Below are 17,554 nucleotides of genomic sequence, written 5' to 3'. Positions count from 1 at the left end.
AACCGATGGTGAATTGAGTTACTCGAACCTTACACCATCCCAGCAAATCGCGCGAATTGATAGCTACAGACCATCAAGTTAGAAGATTTAATCGTTTTTTTGAATTGCAGTACCCCTACGCTCCTCACTAGACTTCACCTCACATCACCAATAGTAATTTAATTAACTACTAGTGAATCGATAAAGCACCGAGACCAACGAGGAGACAACCCCATGCAAGAGACCACTGCCCCCGCCTGCGGCACCACCCCGCCGCTGGCCTATACGCTGCCGGCCCACTACTACACCTCGCAGGAAGTCTTCGAGCAGGAGAAGAAGACCATCTTCGCGCGCAGCTGGGTGTGCGTGATGCACAAGAGCCAGGTGGCCGAGAACAACCAGTACGCCACGGTGAAAGTGGCCGGCGAGAACGTGTTCGTGGTGCGCGGCCGCGACGGCGTGTTGCGCGCGTTCTACAACGTCTGCCCGCACCGCGCCCATGAGCTGTTTGCGGATGGCGCGGGCAAGGCCAAGAACGTCATCACCTGCCCGTACCACGCCTGGTCGTTCGGCCTGGACGGCAAGCTGATCCACGTGCGCAACGCCGAGAACGTGCCGGGCTTCTGCAAGGACAACGCCGGCCTGACGCCGGTGCGCGTGGAAGAGTTCTGCGGCCTGGTCTTCGTCAACCTGGACATGGACGCGAAACCGCTGGCCGAGCTGGCAGGCGGCCTCAACCACGAAATCCGCGCGCGCTGCCCGGACGTCGACAAGCTGGTGCCGGCGCACAAGCTCAGCTACGAGATGAAGGCCAACTGGAAGGTGGTGGTCGACAACTACCTGGAATGCCTGCACTGCCAGACCGCGCACCCGGCGCTGGTCGAGTCGATCAGGATGGAGACCTACAAGCACGAAGTGCGCGGCCTCTACACCAGCCAGGTCGGCCAGACGCGCTCGGGCAGCGACGCCTTCACCTATGACAGCGACGCCCCCAACACCGACTTCGCCGCCTACTGGCTGTGGCCCAACGTGACGCTGAACGTGCTGCCGGGAGATGGCAACTACGGCGTGTTCTACATGTTCCCGGTGGATGCCGACACCACCATCCAGCACTTCGAGTTCTACTTCCGCGACAGCACGCCCACGGCCGAGCAGGAGCAACTGATCGAGTACTACAAGAACGTGCTCAAGCCCGAAGACCTGAGCATCGTCGAATCGGTGCAGCGCGGCCTGAAGTCGCGCGGCTACCGCAACGGGCAGGGCCCGCTGCTGGTCACCGACGACAAGACCTCCGCCATCGGCGAGCACGGCGTGCAGCACTTCCAGCAGATGGTGCTCGACGCCCTGGCCGCCTGAAACGAACCACCGAACCGGAACCGCAGCAATGATCCAGACCCAGCTCTATATCGACGGCCAGTGGCAGTCGCCCATCGACCAAGGCACGCGCGCCATCCTGAGCCCCGCCGACGAGTCCGTGATCGCCCAGGCCGCCGAAGCCACCCGCGCCGACGCGCGCCTGGCCATCGCCGCTGCGCGCAAGGCCTTCGACGGCCCGTGGCGCCAGACGACGATCCGTGACCGCGCCAGGCTGCTGAACAAGATCGCCGAACTGATCGACCGCGATGCCGGGAAGCTCGCCCACCTGGAGTCGCTCAACACCGGCAAGACGCTGACCGAGAGCCGGACCGACATGGGCGATATCGCCGCCACCTTCCGCTACTTCGCGGGGCTGGTCGCATCCGAGTCGGGCGCGGTCAACGAAGCCCCGCACCATGTGATCAGCCGCACGCTGCGCGAGCCGGTTGGCGTGTGCGGCCTGATCACGCCGTGGAACTACCCGCTGCTGCAGGCCGCATGGAAGATCGCGCCCGCGCTGGGCGCCGGCAATACCGTGGTGATCAAGCCCAGCAACCTGACGCCGCTGACCACGCACCACTTCACGCAACTGGTGGCCGAGCTGGACCTGCCGCCCGGTGTGTTCAACCTGGTGACCGGCGGCGCCGAAGTCGGCGCCGAGCTGGCCGAGAGCCTGGACGTGGACCTGGTCTCGTTCACCGGCGGCGCCTATGCCGGCGAAAGCATCATGAAGGCCGCCACCGGCAACTTCAAGCGCATCGGCCTGGAGCTGGGCGGCAAGAACCCGAACATCGTCTTTGCCGATGCCGACCTGGACGCAGCGGTGGATTACGCGCTCAATGCCGCGTTCTTCCACGCCGGGCAGGTCTGCTCCGCCGGCTCGCGCCTGATGATCGAGGACAGCATCTATGATGCATTCATCAGCCGGCTGGCCGAGCGCCTGCCGCGCATCGTGATCGGCAACGGCTTCCACGGCGAGACCCAGATGGGCCCGGTGCAGTCGGCGCAACAGCACGAGAAGATCCTGGGCATGGTGCAGGCCGGCATTGCCGAGGGCGCACGGCTGGTTCACGGCGGCAAGCGGCCGGCGGGCGACGTCTTCAAGAAGGGCTACTGGCTGGAACCGACGCTGCTGGCCGACGTGACGGCCGACATGAAGATTGCGAAGGAGGAGATTTTCGGGCCGGTGATCACGGCCGAGCGCTTCCGCTCCGAGGAAGAGGTGCTGCATGCCGCCAACGACACCCCGTACGGCCTGGCCGGCGCGGTCTGGACCCGCGACCTGGACAAGGCCAACCGGATGTCGCGCGGGCTGCGCTTCGGCACGGTGTGGGTCAACGACTACCACCCGTACTTCCCGGAAGCGCCGTGGGGCGGCTACAAGGCGAGCGGCATCGGCCGCGAGCTGGCCCGCGTCGGCCTGGACGAGTACACCGAACTCAAGCACAGCTATATCAACCTGGCCCCCAAGGCGATGGGCTGGTTTGGCGCCTGAGCGCAGCTGACTTCGCAATCGCGTGCGCGGCAGGCCCGCCCCCGGGCGCCACGCACGGCGTCAAGCAAACAAGGAGATTGCACCATGCAGGCAATCCATGAGTACGACTACATCATCGTCGGCGCGGGCTCGGCCGGCTGCGTGCTGGCCGCGCGGCTGACCGAGGATGCCGATGTCTCGGTGCTGCTGCTGGAAGCCGGCGGCCCCGACTGGCGCCTGGACTGGCGCACCCAGATGCCGGCCGCGCTGGCGTATCCGCTGCAGGGCACCACCTACAACTGGGCCTACGTGACCGAGCCCGAGCCGCATATGAACAACCGGCGCATGACGCAGGGCCGCGGCAAGGGGCTGGGCGGTTCGTCGCTGATCAACGGCATGGTCTATATCCGCGGCAACGCGATGGACTACGACGGCTGGGCAGAAAACAAGTCGCTGGAGAACTGGAGCTACGCCGACTGCCTGCCCTACTTCCGCAAGGCCGAGACCTATGACAAGGGCGCCAACGACTACCACGGCGGCAACGGCCCGCTGCACGTGACCACGCCCAAGGCCGATATCAGCCCGCTGTTCCGCGCCTTTATCAAGGCCGGCGAGCAGGCCGGCTATGGCCAGACCGATGACCTGAACGGCTACAAGCAGGAAGGCTTCGGCCCGATGGACCGCACCACCACCGCGCGCGGGCGCCGCTGCAGCACCTCGCTGGCCTATCTGGACCAGGCCAAGGACCGGCCCAACCTGACCGTGCATACGCGCGCGCTGGCGGACCGCATCCTGTTCTCCGGCCAGCGCGCCATCGGCGTCTCGTACATCCAGGGCGACCATGTGCGCGAAGCGCGTGCGCGCCGGGAAGTGATCGTCAGCAACGGCGCGATCGCCTCGCCGCAACTGCTGCTGCGCTCGGGCGTGGGCAATGCGGACGAGCTGCGCGCATTTGGCATCGAGTCGGTGGCAGACCTGAAGGGCGTCGGCGAGAACCTGCAGGACCACCTCGAGATGTACCTGCAGTACGAATGCACCAAGCCCGTATCGCTGTACCCGGCGCTGAAGTGGTGGAACAAGCCCGCGATCGGCATCGAATGGTACCTGCGCGGCACCGGCACCGCGGCCTCCAACCACTTCGAGGCGGGCGGCTTTATCCGCAGCAGCGATGACTTTGCCTGGCCCAACCTGCAGTACCACTTCATCCCGCTGGCGATGAACTACGACGGCAGCAACCCGGTGCAGTCGCATGGCTTCCAGTGCCATGTGGGCTCGATGCGCTCGCCCAGCACCGGCTTTGTCAAGCTGGCCAGCCGCGACCCGCGCGTGAAGCCGCGCCTGTTGTTCAACTACATGGCGCACGACGTCGACTGGCGCGAGTTCCGCGCCGCGGTGCGCCTGACGCGCGAGATCATCGGTCAGCAGGCGCTGGACCAGTTCCGCGGCCGCGAGATCAAGCCCGGCATGATGATCCAGAGCGATGCCGAAATCGACGCCTTCGTGCGCGAGCATGCCGAGACCGCGCTGCACCCGTCCTGCACCTGCAAGATGGGCGACGCTTCCGACCCGATGGCGGTGGTCGACAACCAGGGCCGCGTGCACGGGCTGTCGGGCCTGCGCGTGGTCGATGCCTCGATCATGCCGAAGATCATCACCGGCAACCTGAACGCGCCCACCATCATGATGGCCGAGAAGCTGGCCGACGTGATCCGCGGCCGCGCACCGCTGCAACGCTCGACGGCGCCTTACTACAAGGCCGCCACCGCGCGTGGCGGGGCGCAGGCAGACGCGGTGCGGCATCCGCCAGCCACTGCGCGAATGCCGATGCCGATGCCGATGCCCGCCTGACCAGGCGGCGCGGCGCGCGGGCTTCCCGCCAGAACCCCTGACCGACGCATGTGCTGCCGGGACTTCGGTCCCCGGCGGGCAGCGTGCGTCCGGTCGGCGCGCCGCGCACCCACACCACAAAGCCGGCTACCCAGAACAAACCCAGACCGGCTGCAAGGAGGAGACTTCCATGCTGCGCAAATGCTTTGCTTCAAAACGGGCCCTGCAAGGCGCCCTGCCCCTGCTGCTGTGCCAGGCGCTGAGCGCGCAGGCGCAGACCAGTGCCGGGGCCGAAACCACGCTGGCCGTGGCGCCGGTGCCGCAGGTCACGGCAACCGTGCCGCCGGCCGAGGCTGCATCGCCAGCGCCGCTGAGCGCCAACCTGACCCTGACATCGCAATACGTATCGCGCGGCTTCCGCCAGACCTGGGGCAGGCCTGCGGTGCAGGGCGGCATCGACTACGCCCACCCGAGCGGCTTTTCCGCGGGTACGTGGATGTCGAGCATCAGCGACAAGTTCATCGAGGGCGGCACCGTCGAATGGGATCTGTATGCCGGCTACACCGGCACCGTCGGCGATCTCACCTATGCCGGGCAGGTCTACTACTACCTGTACCCGGGCGCGAAACTGCAGTACGCGCAGACCAAGTACAACTACGGCGAGGCCGTCGCGTCGCTGACGTACAAGTGGTTCAACGTCAAGTACTGGCTGACCTATACGCCCGACTACTTCGGCTACAACAGCGCCTCGCTGCTCGCCGGCAATGACCTGCACAGCCGCGGCTCCGGCTATCTGGATATCAACGGCACCTTCGACCTGGGCCATGGCGTCACGCTGCTGCTGCACTACGGCCAGGAGCGCGTGCGCAACTTTGCCGCCTACAACTTCCGCGACGTGCGCGTGGCGCTGTCCAAGGCCTTCGAGGGCGGCTGGACCGTGACCGGCGCCTATACCCGCGGCTGGGGACGCACCGACGTCTACGACAAGTACACCACCGGGGCGCTGGATTCGTCCGGCAACCCGTCCGTTTCCAACCCGCTGAAAAGCACGTTCCTGGTCTCGGTGACCAAGACGTTCTGACGGCAATCTTCAACCGCTGTTTTACCGCTTCCTACCACCATGGCCTCCCTGGGTCTTACCGACGCGACCGGACTTGTCGGCGTTGCCGCCTACGTTGCCGCGCATTTTGCCGTGCAGGTCCTGCACAAATCCCCGACCGGCAGGCTGGCCGTCGTCCTCAACGTGATCGGGCCGAGCTGCATCCTGATCTCGCTGACCGGCGCCTTCAACCTGGCGTCGTTCCTGACCCAGTGCTTCTGGCTGGGGCTGACGCTGCTGGGCTGGTGGCGCAACCGGCGGGCGGGGCATGCGGTGGTGGAAACGCTGGGCGGACCGCGCCCGGGACAGCCCGTGCAGCAGTAACGAAGAGGCGGCCAGGGCGCTTGGCAACGACGATACAAAACTTCCGTTGCCTTGGCTCCCAGCCGTTTCTATACTCACCCCGATACACCATTGGTAATCTAATTAACCTATGGTGAATCGACAAGAAACCCGCATGCCTGAGACCCGTAACGGGCCGCATGGCAACCCCGGGATGACAACAGGAGACAAGGATGAGAAACGCCCCCAGAATCCCCGCCAGACATTCCCGACCGTCGTAACCCCGGCAGGCAGTACCGCAACGTACCCACCCAGACCGCAGACGGCAGACCGTGACGGAGCGCAGCTCCAGATAAACGGCAACCCGGGAAGCAAGGAGACATCGTGTATTCACAGAAAGACGTGCTGTCGATCGGCGCGCAGGCGCCGATCGCCCCCGCCCAATCGCAGCAGCAAACCCAATCGCATGAACTGCAGCGCACCCTGACCTGGAAGGATGCCTTCTGGGTCACCAGCGGCGTGCCCGCGGGCGTGCTCTTCACCATCGGCGGCGTGTCCGCCACCATCGGCAACCCGGCCTGGGTGATCTGGATCCTCGCCATCCTGGTCGGCTTTGCGCAGTGCTTCGTCTATGCCGAGATCTCGGGCCTGTATCCGCACAAGTCCGGCGGCGCCTCGGTGTATGGCGCGCTCGGCTGGGTGCGCTACAGCAAGTTTGTCGCACCGGTCTCGGTGTGGTGCAACTGGGTGGCCTGGTCGCCGATGCTGGCGCTGGGCACCAGCCTCGCCGCCGGCTACATGCTGAGCGCGCTGTTCCCGCCCGATTCGGTCATCAACACCTGGCAACTGACGCTGGTGGACCTGGGCTTTGTCAGCAAGGGCCTGACGCTGCGGGTGAACTCCACCTTCATCCTGGCCACCGCCTTCCTGCTGGTCACCTTCAAGCTGCAGCACAGCGGCGCTTCCGCCGCGGCCACCACGCAGCGGATCCTGGGCATTGCCTCGCTGACGCCGCTGGTGCTGATCGCGCTGGTGCCGATGTTCACCGGCGACATGCCGTCCACCAACTTCCTGCCGCTGCTGCCGCTGACCCATGACGCCGCAGGCGCCCCGGTGCTGGGCGGCTGGAACGCCGCCGGCATCAGCACCGCCATGGGCGCGATGTTCCTGGCGTGCTGGTCGACCTTCGGCTTCGAGACCGCGGTCTGCTACACGCGCGAGTTCAAGGATCCGCAGAAGGACACCTTCAAGGCGATCTTCTGGTCCGGCGTGCTGTGCCTGTTCATGTTCATCGCGGTGCCGATCGCCTTCCAGGGCTCGCTGGGCCTGTCGGGCATGCTGGAACCGGCCATCGTCGACGGCTCCGGCGTGGGCGCGGCCATGGCCAGGTTCGTCGGCGGCGGCGCGGTGGTGTTCAACGTGATCGTGGTGATGCTGGTGCTGGCGATCCTGCTGATCGTGATGACCTCGATGATGGGTTCGTCGCGCACGCTGTACCAGGCCTCGGTCGACGGCTGGCTGCCGCGCTACCTCTCGCACGTGAACGAGCACGGCTCGCCCACGCGCGCGATGTGGACTGATCTGGTGTTCAACCTGTTCCTGCTGCTGATGTCGAACTACATGGCGGTGCTGTCGATCAGCAACGTCTGCTACATGATCTTCGTGTTCCTGAACCTGCAGTCGGGCTGGATCCACCGCATGGACCGCCCGGACTGGGCCCGCCCGTACAAGTGCAAGAACTGGCTGCTGGCACTGGGCGCGTTCTTCGGCTTCTTCGACCTGGCCTTCGTCGGCGCCGGCGCCAACTTCCAGGGCGAGCACACGCTGCGCAACGGCCTGATCGCCGCGCTGCTGATCGTGCCGGTGTTCGTGTACCGCCACTACATCCAGGACAAGGGCCGCTTCCCCGAGTCGATGCGCCGCGACATGGAGCTGCCCAATGCGCGCGCCGGCGTACTGCCCTACGTGGCGCTGGTCGTCGGCGGGCTGGTGGTGTGGATCGCTGCCAAGCTGACGGTGATCACCTGACGGCTCCGGCAGGCCGGCCCGATGCCGGCCTGCCCCCCTTTCCCGATTTCCCTGCTTTTCCTGAATTCCGAGGTACCGCCATGACTGACACGCTCCGCGTGCGCGTCGGCCGCGTCGAGCCGCTGGCCGCCGGCATCAAGCGCTTCACCCTGCAACCCTGCGACGGCGGCGCGCTGCCCGCCTTCGACAGCGGCAGCCACGTGGTCGTCCATATGGACGGCGGCCGGCTGCGCAATGCCTATTCGCTGACCAGCACGCTGGGCGAGCCCGGCCACTACCAGATCGCGGTGCGGCTGGAAGAGGCTTCGCGCGGCGGCTCGCGCTATATGCACGAGCAGGTCAGCGAAGGCGACGAACTGCATATCGGCGCGCCTGGCAACCTGTTCAGCCTGTACCACGGCGCCGGCCGCCACCTGCTGATCGCCGGCGGCATCGGCATCACGCCGTTCATGACGCATATCCAGGCGCTGGCCGCGCGCGGCGCGGCGTTCGAACTGCACTACTGCTTCCGCAACGCCCGTTCCGCCGCCTTCCTGGAGGTGCTGCCCGCCACGCTGCAGCCCGGCCAGCTTCACCTGTACGAGAGCGACAGCGGCACCATGCTCGACCTCGCCGCGCTGATCGCCGCGCAGCCTGCCGACACGCACGTCTATGTCTGCGGCCCGGCGCCGCTGAACGACGCCGTGGTCAACGCCGCGCGCGCCGCGGGCTGGGACGCGGGCCGCATCCACTTCGAGCAGTTCCGCAACGAGGTCGACGCCACCGGCGGCGCCTTCGAGGCCGTGCTGCAGAAAAGCGGGCTGACGTTGCAGGTCGGCGCCGACGAACCGCTGCTGCGCGCTATCGAGAAGGCGGGCATCAAGGTGGACTGCATGTGCCGCGAAGGCATCTGCGGCTCCTGCGAAACCACCATCCTGGAAGGGCAGGCCGATCACCGCGACCAGTACCTGTCGGATGCCGAAAAAGCCGCGCAGAAGACGATGATGCTGTGCGTGTCGCGCTGCAAGGGCCAGCGGCTGGTGCTGGATCTCTGACCATACTGAGGTCATTCGCAACCTTTTGGTTGCGTTTCCCCACCCGGTCTCCTAACATGCAACCACAACGTTGCCTATTCATCCCTGAACAAGGAGACCGGACATGGCTTCATCCACCGACCGCATCGAGCGCAGCATCCTGCTGGCCGCACCCATCGAACGCGTCTGGCACGCACTGGCCGACGCCGACACCTTCGGCAGCTGGTTTGGCGTGAAATTCGACGGCGTGACCTTCGCCCCAGGCCAGCGTGCCGTGGGCAGCATCACCTATCCCGGCTATGAATACCTGAAGTTCGACGTAGAGGTCGAGCGCATGGAACCACCGAGGCTGCTGTCCTGGCGCTGGCATCCGGCGCCAATGGAGCGCGGCCGCGACTATTCGGCAGAACCGCCCACGCTGGTGGTGTTCGAGTTGAAGGAAGCCGAAGGCGGCACGCTGCTGACCGTGGTCGAATCCGGCTTCGACCAGATCCCGCCCGAACGCCGCATGGAAGCCTTCCGCATGAACAGCGGCGGCTGGGACGGGCAGATGGAAAACATCCGCAAGCATGTCAGCGGCGCAGCCTGAAACCCCGCCCGCGCTCGAAGCGCGCGATGCTGCGACCGTCTTCGCCGCGCTTGGCGACGAAACCCGGCTGCGGCTGGTGGCAGCGCTGTGCGCGGGCGGCGCGATGTCGATCGCGCAGCTGACCGCGGGCAGCGCCATGACGCGCCAGGCGGTCACCAAGCACCTGCAGGTGCTGGCGCAGGCCGGGCTGGTGCGCGACAGCCGCGCCGGCCGCGAGCGCCTGTGGCAGCTCGAGCCCGGCCAGGTCGAAGCCGCGCGCCGGTCGCTGGAAGCGATCGGGCGGCAATGGGATTTCGCGCTGGCGAAGCTGAAGCTGGCGGTGGAGACCAGTCACTAGCCGCCCAGGTGGTTTTCACCCTTGCTCGCGGGCAATGGACACCCTTTCACTCGCCGCTATACTGGGAGCCCCTCCCATCACAGCGAGAGGAAGCGCGCAGTGGCTGACCACGACCTGTCCAGGCTGAAAATCGACCGGAGCGCCGCCGCGGCCGGCGCCGGCATCCGCCCCCGGCGCAGGTGGCTGCGCTACGCAGTGATCGCGCTGGCCGTGCTGGCCCTGGCCGGCATCGCCATGAAGCTGGCCGGGCCGCAGGCGGTGCAGACCGCCACCGTCACCTCCGCCTATCCCACGCAGAATTTCACCGTGCTCAATGCCACCGGCTATGTCGTGCCGCAGCGCAAGGCGGCGGTCGCGTCCAAGGCGCAGGGCCGGCTGGAATGGCTGGGCGTGCTGGAGGGCTCGCACGTGAAGAAGGACGAGATCATCGCGCGGCTGGAGAGCAAGGACGTCGCCGCCTCGTTCGCGCAGGCGCAGGCACAGGTCCAGGTGGCGCAGGCCAACCTGGCGCTGCAGCAGGCCGAGCTGAAGGACGCCGAGGTGAACCTGCGCCGCTCGAAGATCCTGATCGTGCCGAACGCCATCTCGCGCACCCAGTACGACGCCGACGTGGCGCGCTTTGACAAGGCGCGGGCCTCGGTCAACAGTTCGCGCGCGTCGATCGCCTCGGCCCAGGCCAATGCCCGCGCGGCCGAGGTCGCGGTGGAGCAGACCGTGGTGCGCGCGCCCTTCGATGGCGTGGTGCTGGTCAAGCATGCCAACGTGGGCGACAACATCACGCCCTTCTCTGCCGCCGCCGACACCAAGGGCGCGATCGTGACCATCGCCGACATGGAGACGCTGGAGGTGGAAGCCGATGTCGCCGAATCCAATATCGGCAAGATCCGCGCCAACCAGCCGTGCGAGCTGCTGCTGGATGCGCTGCCGGGATTGCGGCTGGCGGGGCAGGTGTCGCGCATCGTGCCGACGGTGGACCGCTCCAAGGCCACTGTGCTGGTCAAGGTGCGCTTTGTCGACCGCGATGCGCGCGTGCTGCCGGACATGAGCGCCAAGATCGCCTTCCTGTCGCGCGCCGCCTCGGCGCAGGACCGCCAGCCGGTGGTGGCGGTGCAGCCCGCCGCCGTGGTCACGCGCCAGGGCCGGGAGCTGGCCTATGTGGTGAAGGACGGCCGTGCGCATGAGGTGCAGGTCAAGACCGGCGACAAGCTGGGCGAACTGGTAGCCGTGCAGGGCGTCAAGCCGGGCGACGTGCTGGTGCTGTCGCCGGCCGACAATCTCGGCGACGGCGACCGCGTCACCGTGGCCAAGCCGTAGAGAGGACAGCATGAGCGCAGCACCGCTGGTGCAGATCAGCCACGTCGCCAAGTCCTACCGGCGCGGCGTGCAGACCGTGCCGGTGCTGACCGATATTTCGCTCGATATCGGCGCAGGCGAATTTGTTGCGCTGATGGGACCGTCGGGCTCGGGCAAGAGCACGCTGCTGAACCTGATCGCCGGCATCGACCGGCCCGACAGCGGCACGCTGCACGTGGCGGGGCTGGACATCACGCGGCTGCCGGAAGCCGAGCTGGCCGACTGGCGCGCCGCCAATGTCGGCTTTATCTTCCAGTTCTACAACCTGATGCCGGTGCTGACCGCGTTCGAGAACGTGGAGCTGCCGCTGATGCTGACCAGCCTGCCGCGTGCGGAGCGTCGTGCGCGCGTGGAACTGGTGCTGGACATGGTCAACCTGGCCGACCGCATGCGCCACTACCCGTCGGAGCTGTCGGGCGGCCAGCAGCAGCGCGTGGCGATTGCACGCGCGCTGATCACCGACCCGGCCCTGATCGTCGCCGACGAGCCCACCGGCGACCTCGACCGCACCTCCGCCGCCGAGATCCTGGCGATGATGCAGCGGCTCAATGCCGATGCCGGCAAGACCATCATCATGGTCACGCACGATGCGCACGCCGCGGCCGCGGCGGGGTCGCTGGTGCACTTGGAGAAGGGAGAGTTGATCCGTGGCGAGATTGCCTAAGTCGTCATGTACGCACTCAAGCTGATCACCCGCAACGCATTGCGCCACAAGCTGCGCACCGCGCTGACGGTGTTCGGTCTGGTGATCGCGGTACTGGCGTTCGGGCTGCTGCAGACCGTGATCGACGCCTGGTATGCGGGCGCATCGGCGGCTTCCAGCGCGCGCCTGGTCACGCGCAATGCGATCTCGCTGGTGTTTCCGCTGCCGCTGAGCTACGAAAGCCGCATCAAGGGCGTCGACGGCGTGAGCTCGGTGGCGCGCTCCAACTGGTTCGGCGGCGTCTACCGCGATCCCAAGAACTTCTTCGCGCAGTTCGCGGTATCCGACAACTACCTCGACCTCTATCCGGAATTCATCGTGCCCGACCAGCAGCGCGCCGACTACCAGCGCGACCGCAAGGGCGCGCTGGTCGGGCGCCAGCTGGCCGACCAGTTCGGCTTCAAGCTTGGCGACGTGGTCCCGATCAAGGGCACCATCTACCCCGGCACCTGGGAGTTCGTGGTGCGCGGCATCATGGAAGGGCGCGACGAGAGCACCATCACGCGCCAGATGGTGTTCCACTGGGAATACCTGAACGAGACCGTGCGCAAGCGCACCCCGCGCCAGGCCGACCAGGTCGGCGTTTTTGTGCTGGGCGTGGACAACCCCGACAACACCGCCGCGATCTCGCGCAATGTCGATGCGGTGTTCCGCAATTCACTGGCGGAGACGCTGACCGAGACCGAGCAGGCCTTCCAGCTGGGCTTTGTCGCCATGTCCAACCAGATCATCGCGGCGATCCGCGTGGTGTCCTATGTGGTGATCGTGATCATCATGGCGGTGATGGCCAACGCCATGGCGATGAGCGCACGCGAGCGCACCGTGGAATACGCCACACTCAAGGCGCTGGGCTTCGGCCCCGGCTTCCTGGCGCTGCTGGTGTTCGGCGAGTCGCTGGCGATCTGCGTGGCCGGCGGCGCGCTCGGCATGCTGGCGACACCGCCGGTGGCAAGCGCCTTCAAGCAGGCCGTGGGCGGCGTGTTCCCGGTCTTCACCGTGTCGCCCCAGACCATGCAGCTGCAGGCGGCCTGCGCGCTGGCGGTGGGCGTTTTTGCCGGCATCGTGCCGGCGGTGCAGGCTGCGCGCGTGCGTATCGTCGAGGGCCTGCGGGCCATCGGCTAGCGCGCGGAGACTGACGTGGCGATCCCGCTGACCTATATCGCGCGCAACCTGTGGGCCAGGCGCCTGACCACCGCGCTGACCGCGGGCGGGCTGGCGCTGGTGGTCTTTGTCTTTGCCACCATGCTGATGCTGGACGCCGGCCTGAAGAAGACCCTGGTCACCACCGGCGAGCAGAACAACGTGGTGCTGATCCGCAAGGGCGCCGAGACCGAGATCCAGAGCTCGGTCAACCGCGACCAGGCCAGCATCATGGAGATGCACCCGGCCGTGGCCATGAGCGGCGCGGGCCGGCCGCTGGCCTCGCGCGAGGCGGTGGTGCTGATCTCGCTCACCAAGACCAGCACCGGGCAGCCGTCCAACGTGGTGATCCGCGGCATCTCGCCGCCGGGCATGGACCTGCGCCCGCAGGTGCGGCTGGTGGCCGGACGCATGTTCCGGCCGGGCTCGTCCGAGATCATCGTCGGCAGCAGCATCGCCGGCGGCTTTGCCGGGGTGCAGATCGGCGAGCACCTGCGCTTTGCCCAGCGCGACTGGACCGTGGCCGGCCACTTCGACGCCGGCGGCAGCGGCTTCGACTCCGAGATCTGGGGCGACGTGGACCAGCTGATGCAGTCGTTCCGGCGCAATGCGTATTCGTCGATGGTGGTGCGTCTGGCGGATTCGGCGCTGTTCGACCGCTTTCGCGCCGAGATCGACGTCGACCCGCGGCTGGCCGACGAGGCCAAGCGCGAGCAGGCCTTCTACAGCGACCAGTCCAAGGCGCTGTCCAGCTTTATCAATATCCTGGGCTTCACGCTGTCCACCATCTTTTCGGTCGCGGCGATGATCGGCGCCATGATCACCATGTACGCCTCGGTGGCCAACCGCGTGGCGGAGATCGGCACGCTGCGCGCGCTGGGTTTCAAGCGCGTCAACGTGCTGACCGCCTTCCTGATCGAAGCCGCGCTGCTGGGGCTGGTGGGCGGCATCGCGGGCCTCGCATGCGCCGCGCTGATGCAGTTCGCGTCGTTCTCGACCACCAACTTCCAGACCTTCGCGGACCTCTCGTTCCGCTTCATCCTGACCCCGGCCATCGCGCTGCAGACGCTGGCGTTCTCGATGGTGATGGGGCTGGCGGGCGGATTCCTGCCGGCGGTGCGGGCGGCGCGGATGAATATCGTGGACGCGTTGCGGGCGCGCTGAGCGAGGGTTTGCTCCCCTCTAACACCGAAGCCTTATCTGGCGCGGTTTCCGGGGAATTGGGGATTCCTACCTACAAGATTGCCTACAGGGAAACAGGGCAGCCAACTGGCCTGAATTTTACGCGAAATTCGGGGGCGCTCCGGAAGGACTCGCCCACCGTGGCCCGGCTGACCGCTGGCCTACACTTGTAGACGTAGCGAGGGGCAGCACATTGGGCGGGTGAACCGCCCCCTTTTTTTGCCCGTCCGGGTCAGCCACCCGCGCCGCAACGGCGCACCATGGACCCGGGGCACACCGTGGCCGCCTATGCCTCGCGGGGTGGCCCGGTCCTTTTTCCGTCCCACCCGTCCCACCCGTTAGAATTGTGTACTACGGAAAATAAGAAGGGGACGGCACCCAAATGAACTACCTAGACACGGCGTTTGCTCAATTGGCGTTTGCGGCAAAGCTGTATGACTATGCCGAACAGGGGAAACTCGACTTGGCTCAATTTGACAAGCCCTTGACGTGTGCGGACGGTCGGGCCGTGTGGGTGCTGCCTGACCACATCTTCCATTCTTACGACGACTTGCGCATCGCGTGCGGCAATCAAGTTCTGATTGCCTTCGGGGCAGCGGCAATCACGCTGAACAGGTGCCGCGAAGAATTCGAGGAGGCTACAGAAAAACCAATGCGGGCAAGAAATGGCGACGCACCGGAAACGGAAGACGAACACTTTGCCGAGCTGGTATGTCAGATTCGGAATGCTTTTGCGCACGACATTTCGGAACCCCGTTGGGAAATCCGGAATCCGTTACGACGGTGCCGGTACATGGTTGATCGTGTAGAAGACATGGCCCGCATCACGGTTGACCTAACAAACCTTAATGGACAGCCGTTTGACTTCGCCCACATTGGTGGAATCGACACGCTGTATTGTTTGCGTGAGTTTGGTCGGCGCTATTGGGGGCGCTAGCCCCCCCAAGGAGGCTACCTTTGGTGTGCTATTTTTGAACGGCAGCAAGCAATTCGGCCGAATATCTGCCGCGTTTTAGTGCGTCGTCGGTAGGGAGCCCTACTTGGCTAATAATCTTTTGGCATCGCTCGAAAATCTTCAAGTATTTTTTGTCATTCGAGTTGAGTATCTCGATTATTTTTAACGCATAGGATTCCGCTTTTTTCGAGTTTGGTGCAGGTGTATCGGTCTTCTCGTGACACAGCCATTTGAAAAGCTGAAGTATGTGCCAGCGGAGCTTGAGGTGGTTGTGAGCACCGATCTTCCGTCCATTAATTAGAGCCTGATACTTGTAGAGGGTCAGGCAGGATGCATAATAGTAAGATTCATGATCATCTTCACGGAAAAGATTTTCTCCTGTCACCGAAAATATTTTCGCAACATATCTCGCTGAGTTGTGGGGGGCATCAAGAAACATTGCCGCGTAGCAACGAGCCATTTCTCTTACATCGAAGATGCGAGTTAGCTGATAGCCTGCATTGTTAAATTCAGCCTGACGACGTTCAAAATAAATGAAATTTTCGGGCTGAACTTGATGATTCTGTGCATCAAAGTATTTTTGAACCAACTTCGCCTTACTGCGTAGGCCAAAAAACGACTCTTTTGAAATATCAGACTGACTATTTGTCGCCGCAATAATGTCGGTGGATGCCTCGTTATCGGGAGATTCAATAAACTTGATTACGACATTGACGGACTCATCAAGGCGAAGCCTATTTTCATAGAGGGTGCTGCTGGTTTGGCAGCCGTTTATGATCTGGTAGTTCGTGAGTTCGACCTCTTTGGTGTTTGGGGTGAGGGTAAGCTCCGGTGCCACAATGGTAATGCCGTTATTTAGAACAGAGAACAAGCTTCTCTTTTCCGGGTTTTCAAGCGTGTTCTGAATGGCGAGGTTAACGTCATTTTCGTTGCCCAAGTATGATCGGACATTTTCTTCGAAAACGGATTGACGCAGATTGCCGTCGCCATCGATTAATAGTCCTTCGACGAATTTTTGAGCATTTACGACAGCTACATAAGATTGCGGAATTCCCGGCATTGCAGGCATTCCAAAATAATCAAGAAGTTTCAGCTTTGCCTCATTCTTTTCCGATAAATCAGCGTACAGTTTCAGTAACTCGCCGCGACCCAAGGCCCGAACTGTTACCTCAAAAAATAGGTCAGTTTCTTTGACATAACGCTCAATTATGTCGAATGTCGCTTTGATTTCTCGATCTGCGCTGTAAACGCCGCCGGTGCAATAATAAACGTGGGCATTAGGGCGCCTATTGCGAATCTTTTTGAGGTTGTTGAAAACAACCTTGAGAATTTCGATGGAATTCGAATTTAGTTCACCATTCGGAAGTTTTGGCTCGAGCGACAGGTAATCTTCCAGGCCGATCTTGAAATTCGCTATTTCTTCTTTTTTGAATTTTTCGCCGGACTTGGCCTGAGTAAAGATGACATCTACGGATAAATTTGTTTTGTGGGTATTGAATGACTCAACTGCGTCATCGATCGTGTTAATCAGGTCCCCATCGATAATTATTGCAACCCCATCCAATGAGGCATCATCTTCGTCAGTGGTAACGTCAATAGGATCGAAGCGACCCAAAAAATGCTTAGACACTACACAGTAGTTGCAAAATAACTCGAACAGTTTTGACTCTGATAACTCTTCATGTTCGAAATCATTTGCCAATGCGGTGACATGGTTCTTTAGTATGATGTGCATAATTCGGACAGACACAAAGAGGGAATCGCAAGATCATACATGCTGGACTCCCTTTTCTTGAGGAGAGCGTACCTCAGCCTACTTAATACTGACGCGGGATTGACTCCCAGCACAAAAACGTGCACCCATAGCGAAAAAGAATCGATGGATGAAGTCGATAGGGTCTTTGCAATTCATCGAAGTCGGACCGTTAGTTGGTGAGGCCCAGAATTGGGGGCTTTTTTTCGGAATTTTTGTTGAAGGAGCTTCGAGGCCCGCTCGCGCGTTTTTGTGGTGGTTTCGACACCGCCCCCGCCCGTGTGCTGCCCCGCGCTACTCGCCCAGCCGCTTTTAAACGCCGCTGTGGGCAATTTTTCTGCTGCGGTGGATGTCCGGGGGGGCTGGCACGCGGACTTCGCAGCGTCACGGCTCGGCATTCAAGCCGCTGGGGTATTGTCATGGCCAACGGCCCGGCGGCCTGCGGCCCAGCAGCACCAGCACACCAACTTCAAGTTGGACTGCG

General features: G+C 63.7%; 15 protein-coding genes. 14 read left to right on the top strand and 1 reads right to left on the bottom strand.

Translation table 11 applies throughout. From position 1 onward, the window contains the following. Positions 1–213 precede the first annotated feature (213 nt). From AC3WLE_RS09525 to AC3WLE_RS09460, 14 genes are all read left to right on the top strand, one after another. On the top strand, positions 214–1,335 hold the full coding sequence (locus AC3WLE_RS09525; protein ID WP_492356066.1) for an aromatic ring-hydroxylating oxygenase subunit alpha: 1,122 nt from the start codon (positions 214–216) through the stop codon (positions 1,333–1,335). A gap of 28 nt (positions 1,336–1,363) precedes the next feature. Further along, positions 1,364–2,830, top strand: a complete 1,467-nt coding sequence (locus tag AC3WLE_RS09520) for an aldehyde dehydrogenase family protein (RefSeq protein ID WP_492356067.1) — start codon at positions 1,364–1,366, stop codon at positions 2,828–2,830. An 84-nt stretch (positions 2,831–2,914) separates the two neighbouring features. Then, complete coding sequence (betA, locus tag AC3WLE_RS09515) at positions 2,915–4,657, top strand: choline dehydrogenase (RefSeq protein ID WP_492356068.1); 1,743 nt, start codon at positions 2,915–2,917, stop codon at positions 4,655–4,657. Between the two features lie 169 nt (positions 4,658–4,826). Then, positions 4,827–5,717, top strand: a complete 891-nt coding sequence (locus AC3WLE_RS09510; RefSeq protein ID WP_492317225.1) for a TorF family putative porin — start codon at positions 4,827–4,829, stop codon at positions 5,715–5,717. 39 nt (positions 5,718–5,756) lie between these two features. Continuing rightward, positions 5,757–6,059, top strand: coding sequence for a CBU_0592 family membrane protein (locus tag AC3WLE_RS09505; RefSeq protein ID WP_010811003.1), 303 nt, complete (start codon positions 5,757–5,759; stop codon positions 6,057–6,059). 363 nt (positions 6,060–6,422) lie between these two features. After that, positions 6,423–8,045, top strand: a complete 1,623-nt coding sequence (locus tag AC3WLE_RS09500; protein WP_492317433.1) for a trimethylamine N-oxide permease — start codon at positions 6,423–6,425, stop codon at positions 8,043–8,045. An 80-nt stretch (positions 8,046–8,125) separates the two neighbouring features. Further along, positions 8,126–9,079, top strand: coding sequence for a PDR/VanB family oxidoreductase (locus AC3WLE_RS09495; RefSeq protein ID WP_492356069.1), 954 nt, complete (start codon positions 8,126–8,128; stop codon positions 9,077–9,079). Between the two features lie 103 nt (positions 9,080–9,182). Continuing rightward, on the top strand, positions 9,183–9,647 hold the full coding sequence (locus tag AC3WLE_RS09490) for an SRPBCC family protein (protein WP_011617667.1): 465 nt from the start codon (positions 9,183–9,185) through the stop codon (positions 9,645–9,647). Beyond that, positions 9,628–9,984: an ArsR/SmtB family transcription factor gene (locus AC3WLE_RS09485; protein WP_492317222.1), complete on the top strand. Its 357-nt coding sequence runs from the start codon at positions 9,628–9,630 to the stop codon at positions 9,982–9,984. Before AC3WLE_RS09490 ends, AC3WLE_RS09485 begins: the two co-directional genes overlap by 20 nt. 99 nt (positions 9,985–10,083) lie before the next feature. Then, complete coding sequence (locus tag AC3WLE_RS09480; RefSeq protein ID WP_492317221.1) at positions 10,084–11,298, top strand: efflux RND transporter periplasmic adaptor subunit; 1,215 nt, start codon at positions 10,084–10,086, stop codon at positions 11,296–11,298. A gap of 10 nt (positions 11,299–11,308) precedes the next feature. Then, positions 11,309–12,001 (top strand): ABC transporter ATP-binding protein, encoded by a 693-nt coding sequence (locus AC3WLE_RS09475; RefSeq protein ID WP_492317220.1) that lies wholly within the window; start codon positions 11,309–11,311, stop codon positions 11,999–12,001. Positions 12,002–12,007: 6 nt separating this feature from the next. Beyond that, complete coding sequence (locus AC3WLE_RS09470; RefSeq protein WP_492317219.1) at positions 12,008–13,162, top strand: ABC transporter permease; 1,155 nt, start codon at positions 12,008–12,010, stop codon at positions 13,160–13,162. A gap of 15 nt (positions 13,163–13,177) precedes the next feature. After that, the gene (locus AC3WLE_RS09465) at positions 13,178–14,344 is read left to right on the top strand and encodes an ABC transporter permease (RefSeq protein ID WP_492352363.1); all 1,167 of its coding nucleotides are present in this window, start codon (positions 13,178–13,180) and stop codon (positions 14,342–14,344) included. Between the two features lie 400 nt (positions 14,345–14,744). After that, entirely contained in the window at positions 14,745–15,299 is a 555-nt protein-coding gene (locus AC3WLE_RS09460; RefSeq protein WP_492357408.1) for a hypothetical protein, read from the top strand. 28 nt (positions 15,300–15,327) lie between these two features. Here the strand turns inward: AC3WLE_RS09460 and AC3WLE_RS09455 are convergent, their stop codons facing one another. Beyond that, entirely contained in the window at positions 15,328–17,019 is a 1,692-nt protein-coding gene (locus AC3WLE_RS09455) for an AIPR family protein (RefSeq protein WP_492357409.1), read from the bottom strand. Positions 17,020–17,554: the final 535 nt, after the last annotated feature.

The sequence above is a fragment of the Cupriavidus sp. FW306-1B-F12B genome, assembly GCF_058781795.1.
Note: the sequence above shows the minus strand (reverse complement) of the source record. Positions and strands in the feature narration are given on the sequence as shown.

Coding starts and splice junctions, on each gene's coding strand:
- AC3WLE_RS09505 (WP_010811003.1), top strand. CDS start 5,757: ATGGCCTCCCTGGGTCTTACCGACGCGACCGGACTTGTCGGCGTTGCC.
- AC3WLE_RS09510 (WP_492317225.1), top strand. CDS start 4,827: ATGCTGCGCAAATGCTTTGCTTCAAAACGGGCCCTGCAAGGCGCCCTG.
- AC3WLE_RS09520 (WP_492356067.1), top strand. CDS start 1,364: ATGATCCAGACCCAGCTCTATATCGACGGCCAGTGGCAGTCGCCCATC.
- betA (WP_492356068.1), top strand. CDS start 2,915: ATGCAGGCAATCCATGAGTACGACTACATCATCGTCGGCGCGGGCTCG.
- AC3WLE_RS09485 (WP_492317222.1), top strand. CDS start 9,628: ATGTCAGCGGCGCAGCCTGAAACCCCGCCCGCGCTCGAAGCGCGCGAT.
- AC3WLE_RS09470 (WP_492317219.1), top strand. CDS start 12,008: ATGTACGCACTCAAGCTGATCACCCGCAACGCATTGCGCCACAAGCTG.
- AC3WLE_RS09490 (WP_011617667.1), top strand. CDS start 9,183: ATGGCTTCATCCACCGACCGCATCGAGCGCAGCATCCTGCTGGCCGCA.
- AC3WLE_RS09525 (WP_492356066.1), top strand. CDS start 214: ATGCAAGAGACCACTGCCCCCGCCTGCGGCACCACCCCGCCGCTGGCC.
- AC3WLE_RS09460 (WP_492357408.1), top strand. CDS start 14,745: ATGAACTACCTAGACACGGCGTTTGCTCAATTGGCGTTTGCGGCAAAG.
- AC3WLE_RS09495 (WP_492356069.1), top strand. CDS start 8,126: ATGACTGACACGCTCCGCGTGCGCGTCGGCCGCGTCGAGCCGCTGGCC.
- AC3WLE_RS09475 (WP_492317220.1), top strand. CDS start 11,309: ATGAGCGCAGCACCGCTGGTGCAGATCAGCCACGTCGCCAAGTCCTAC.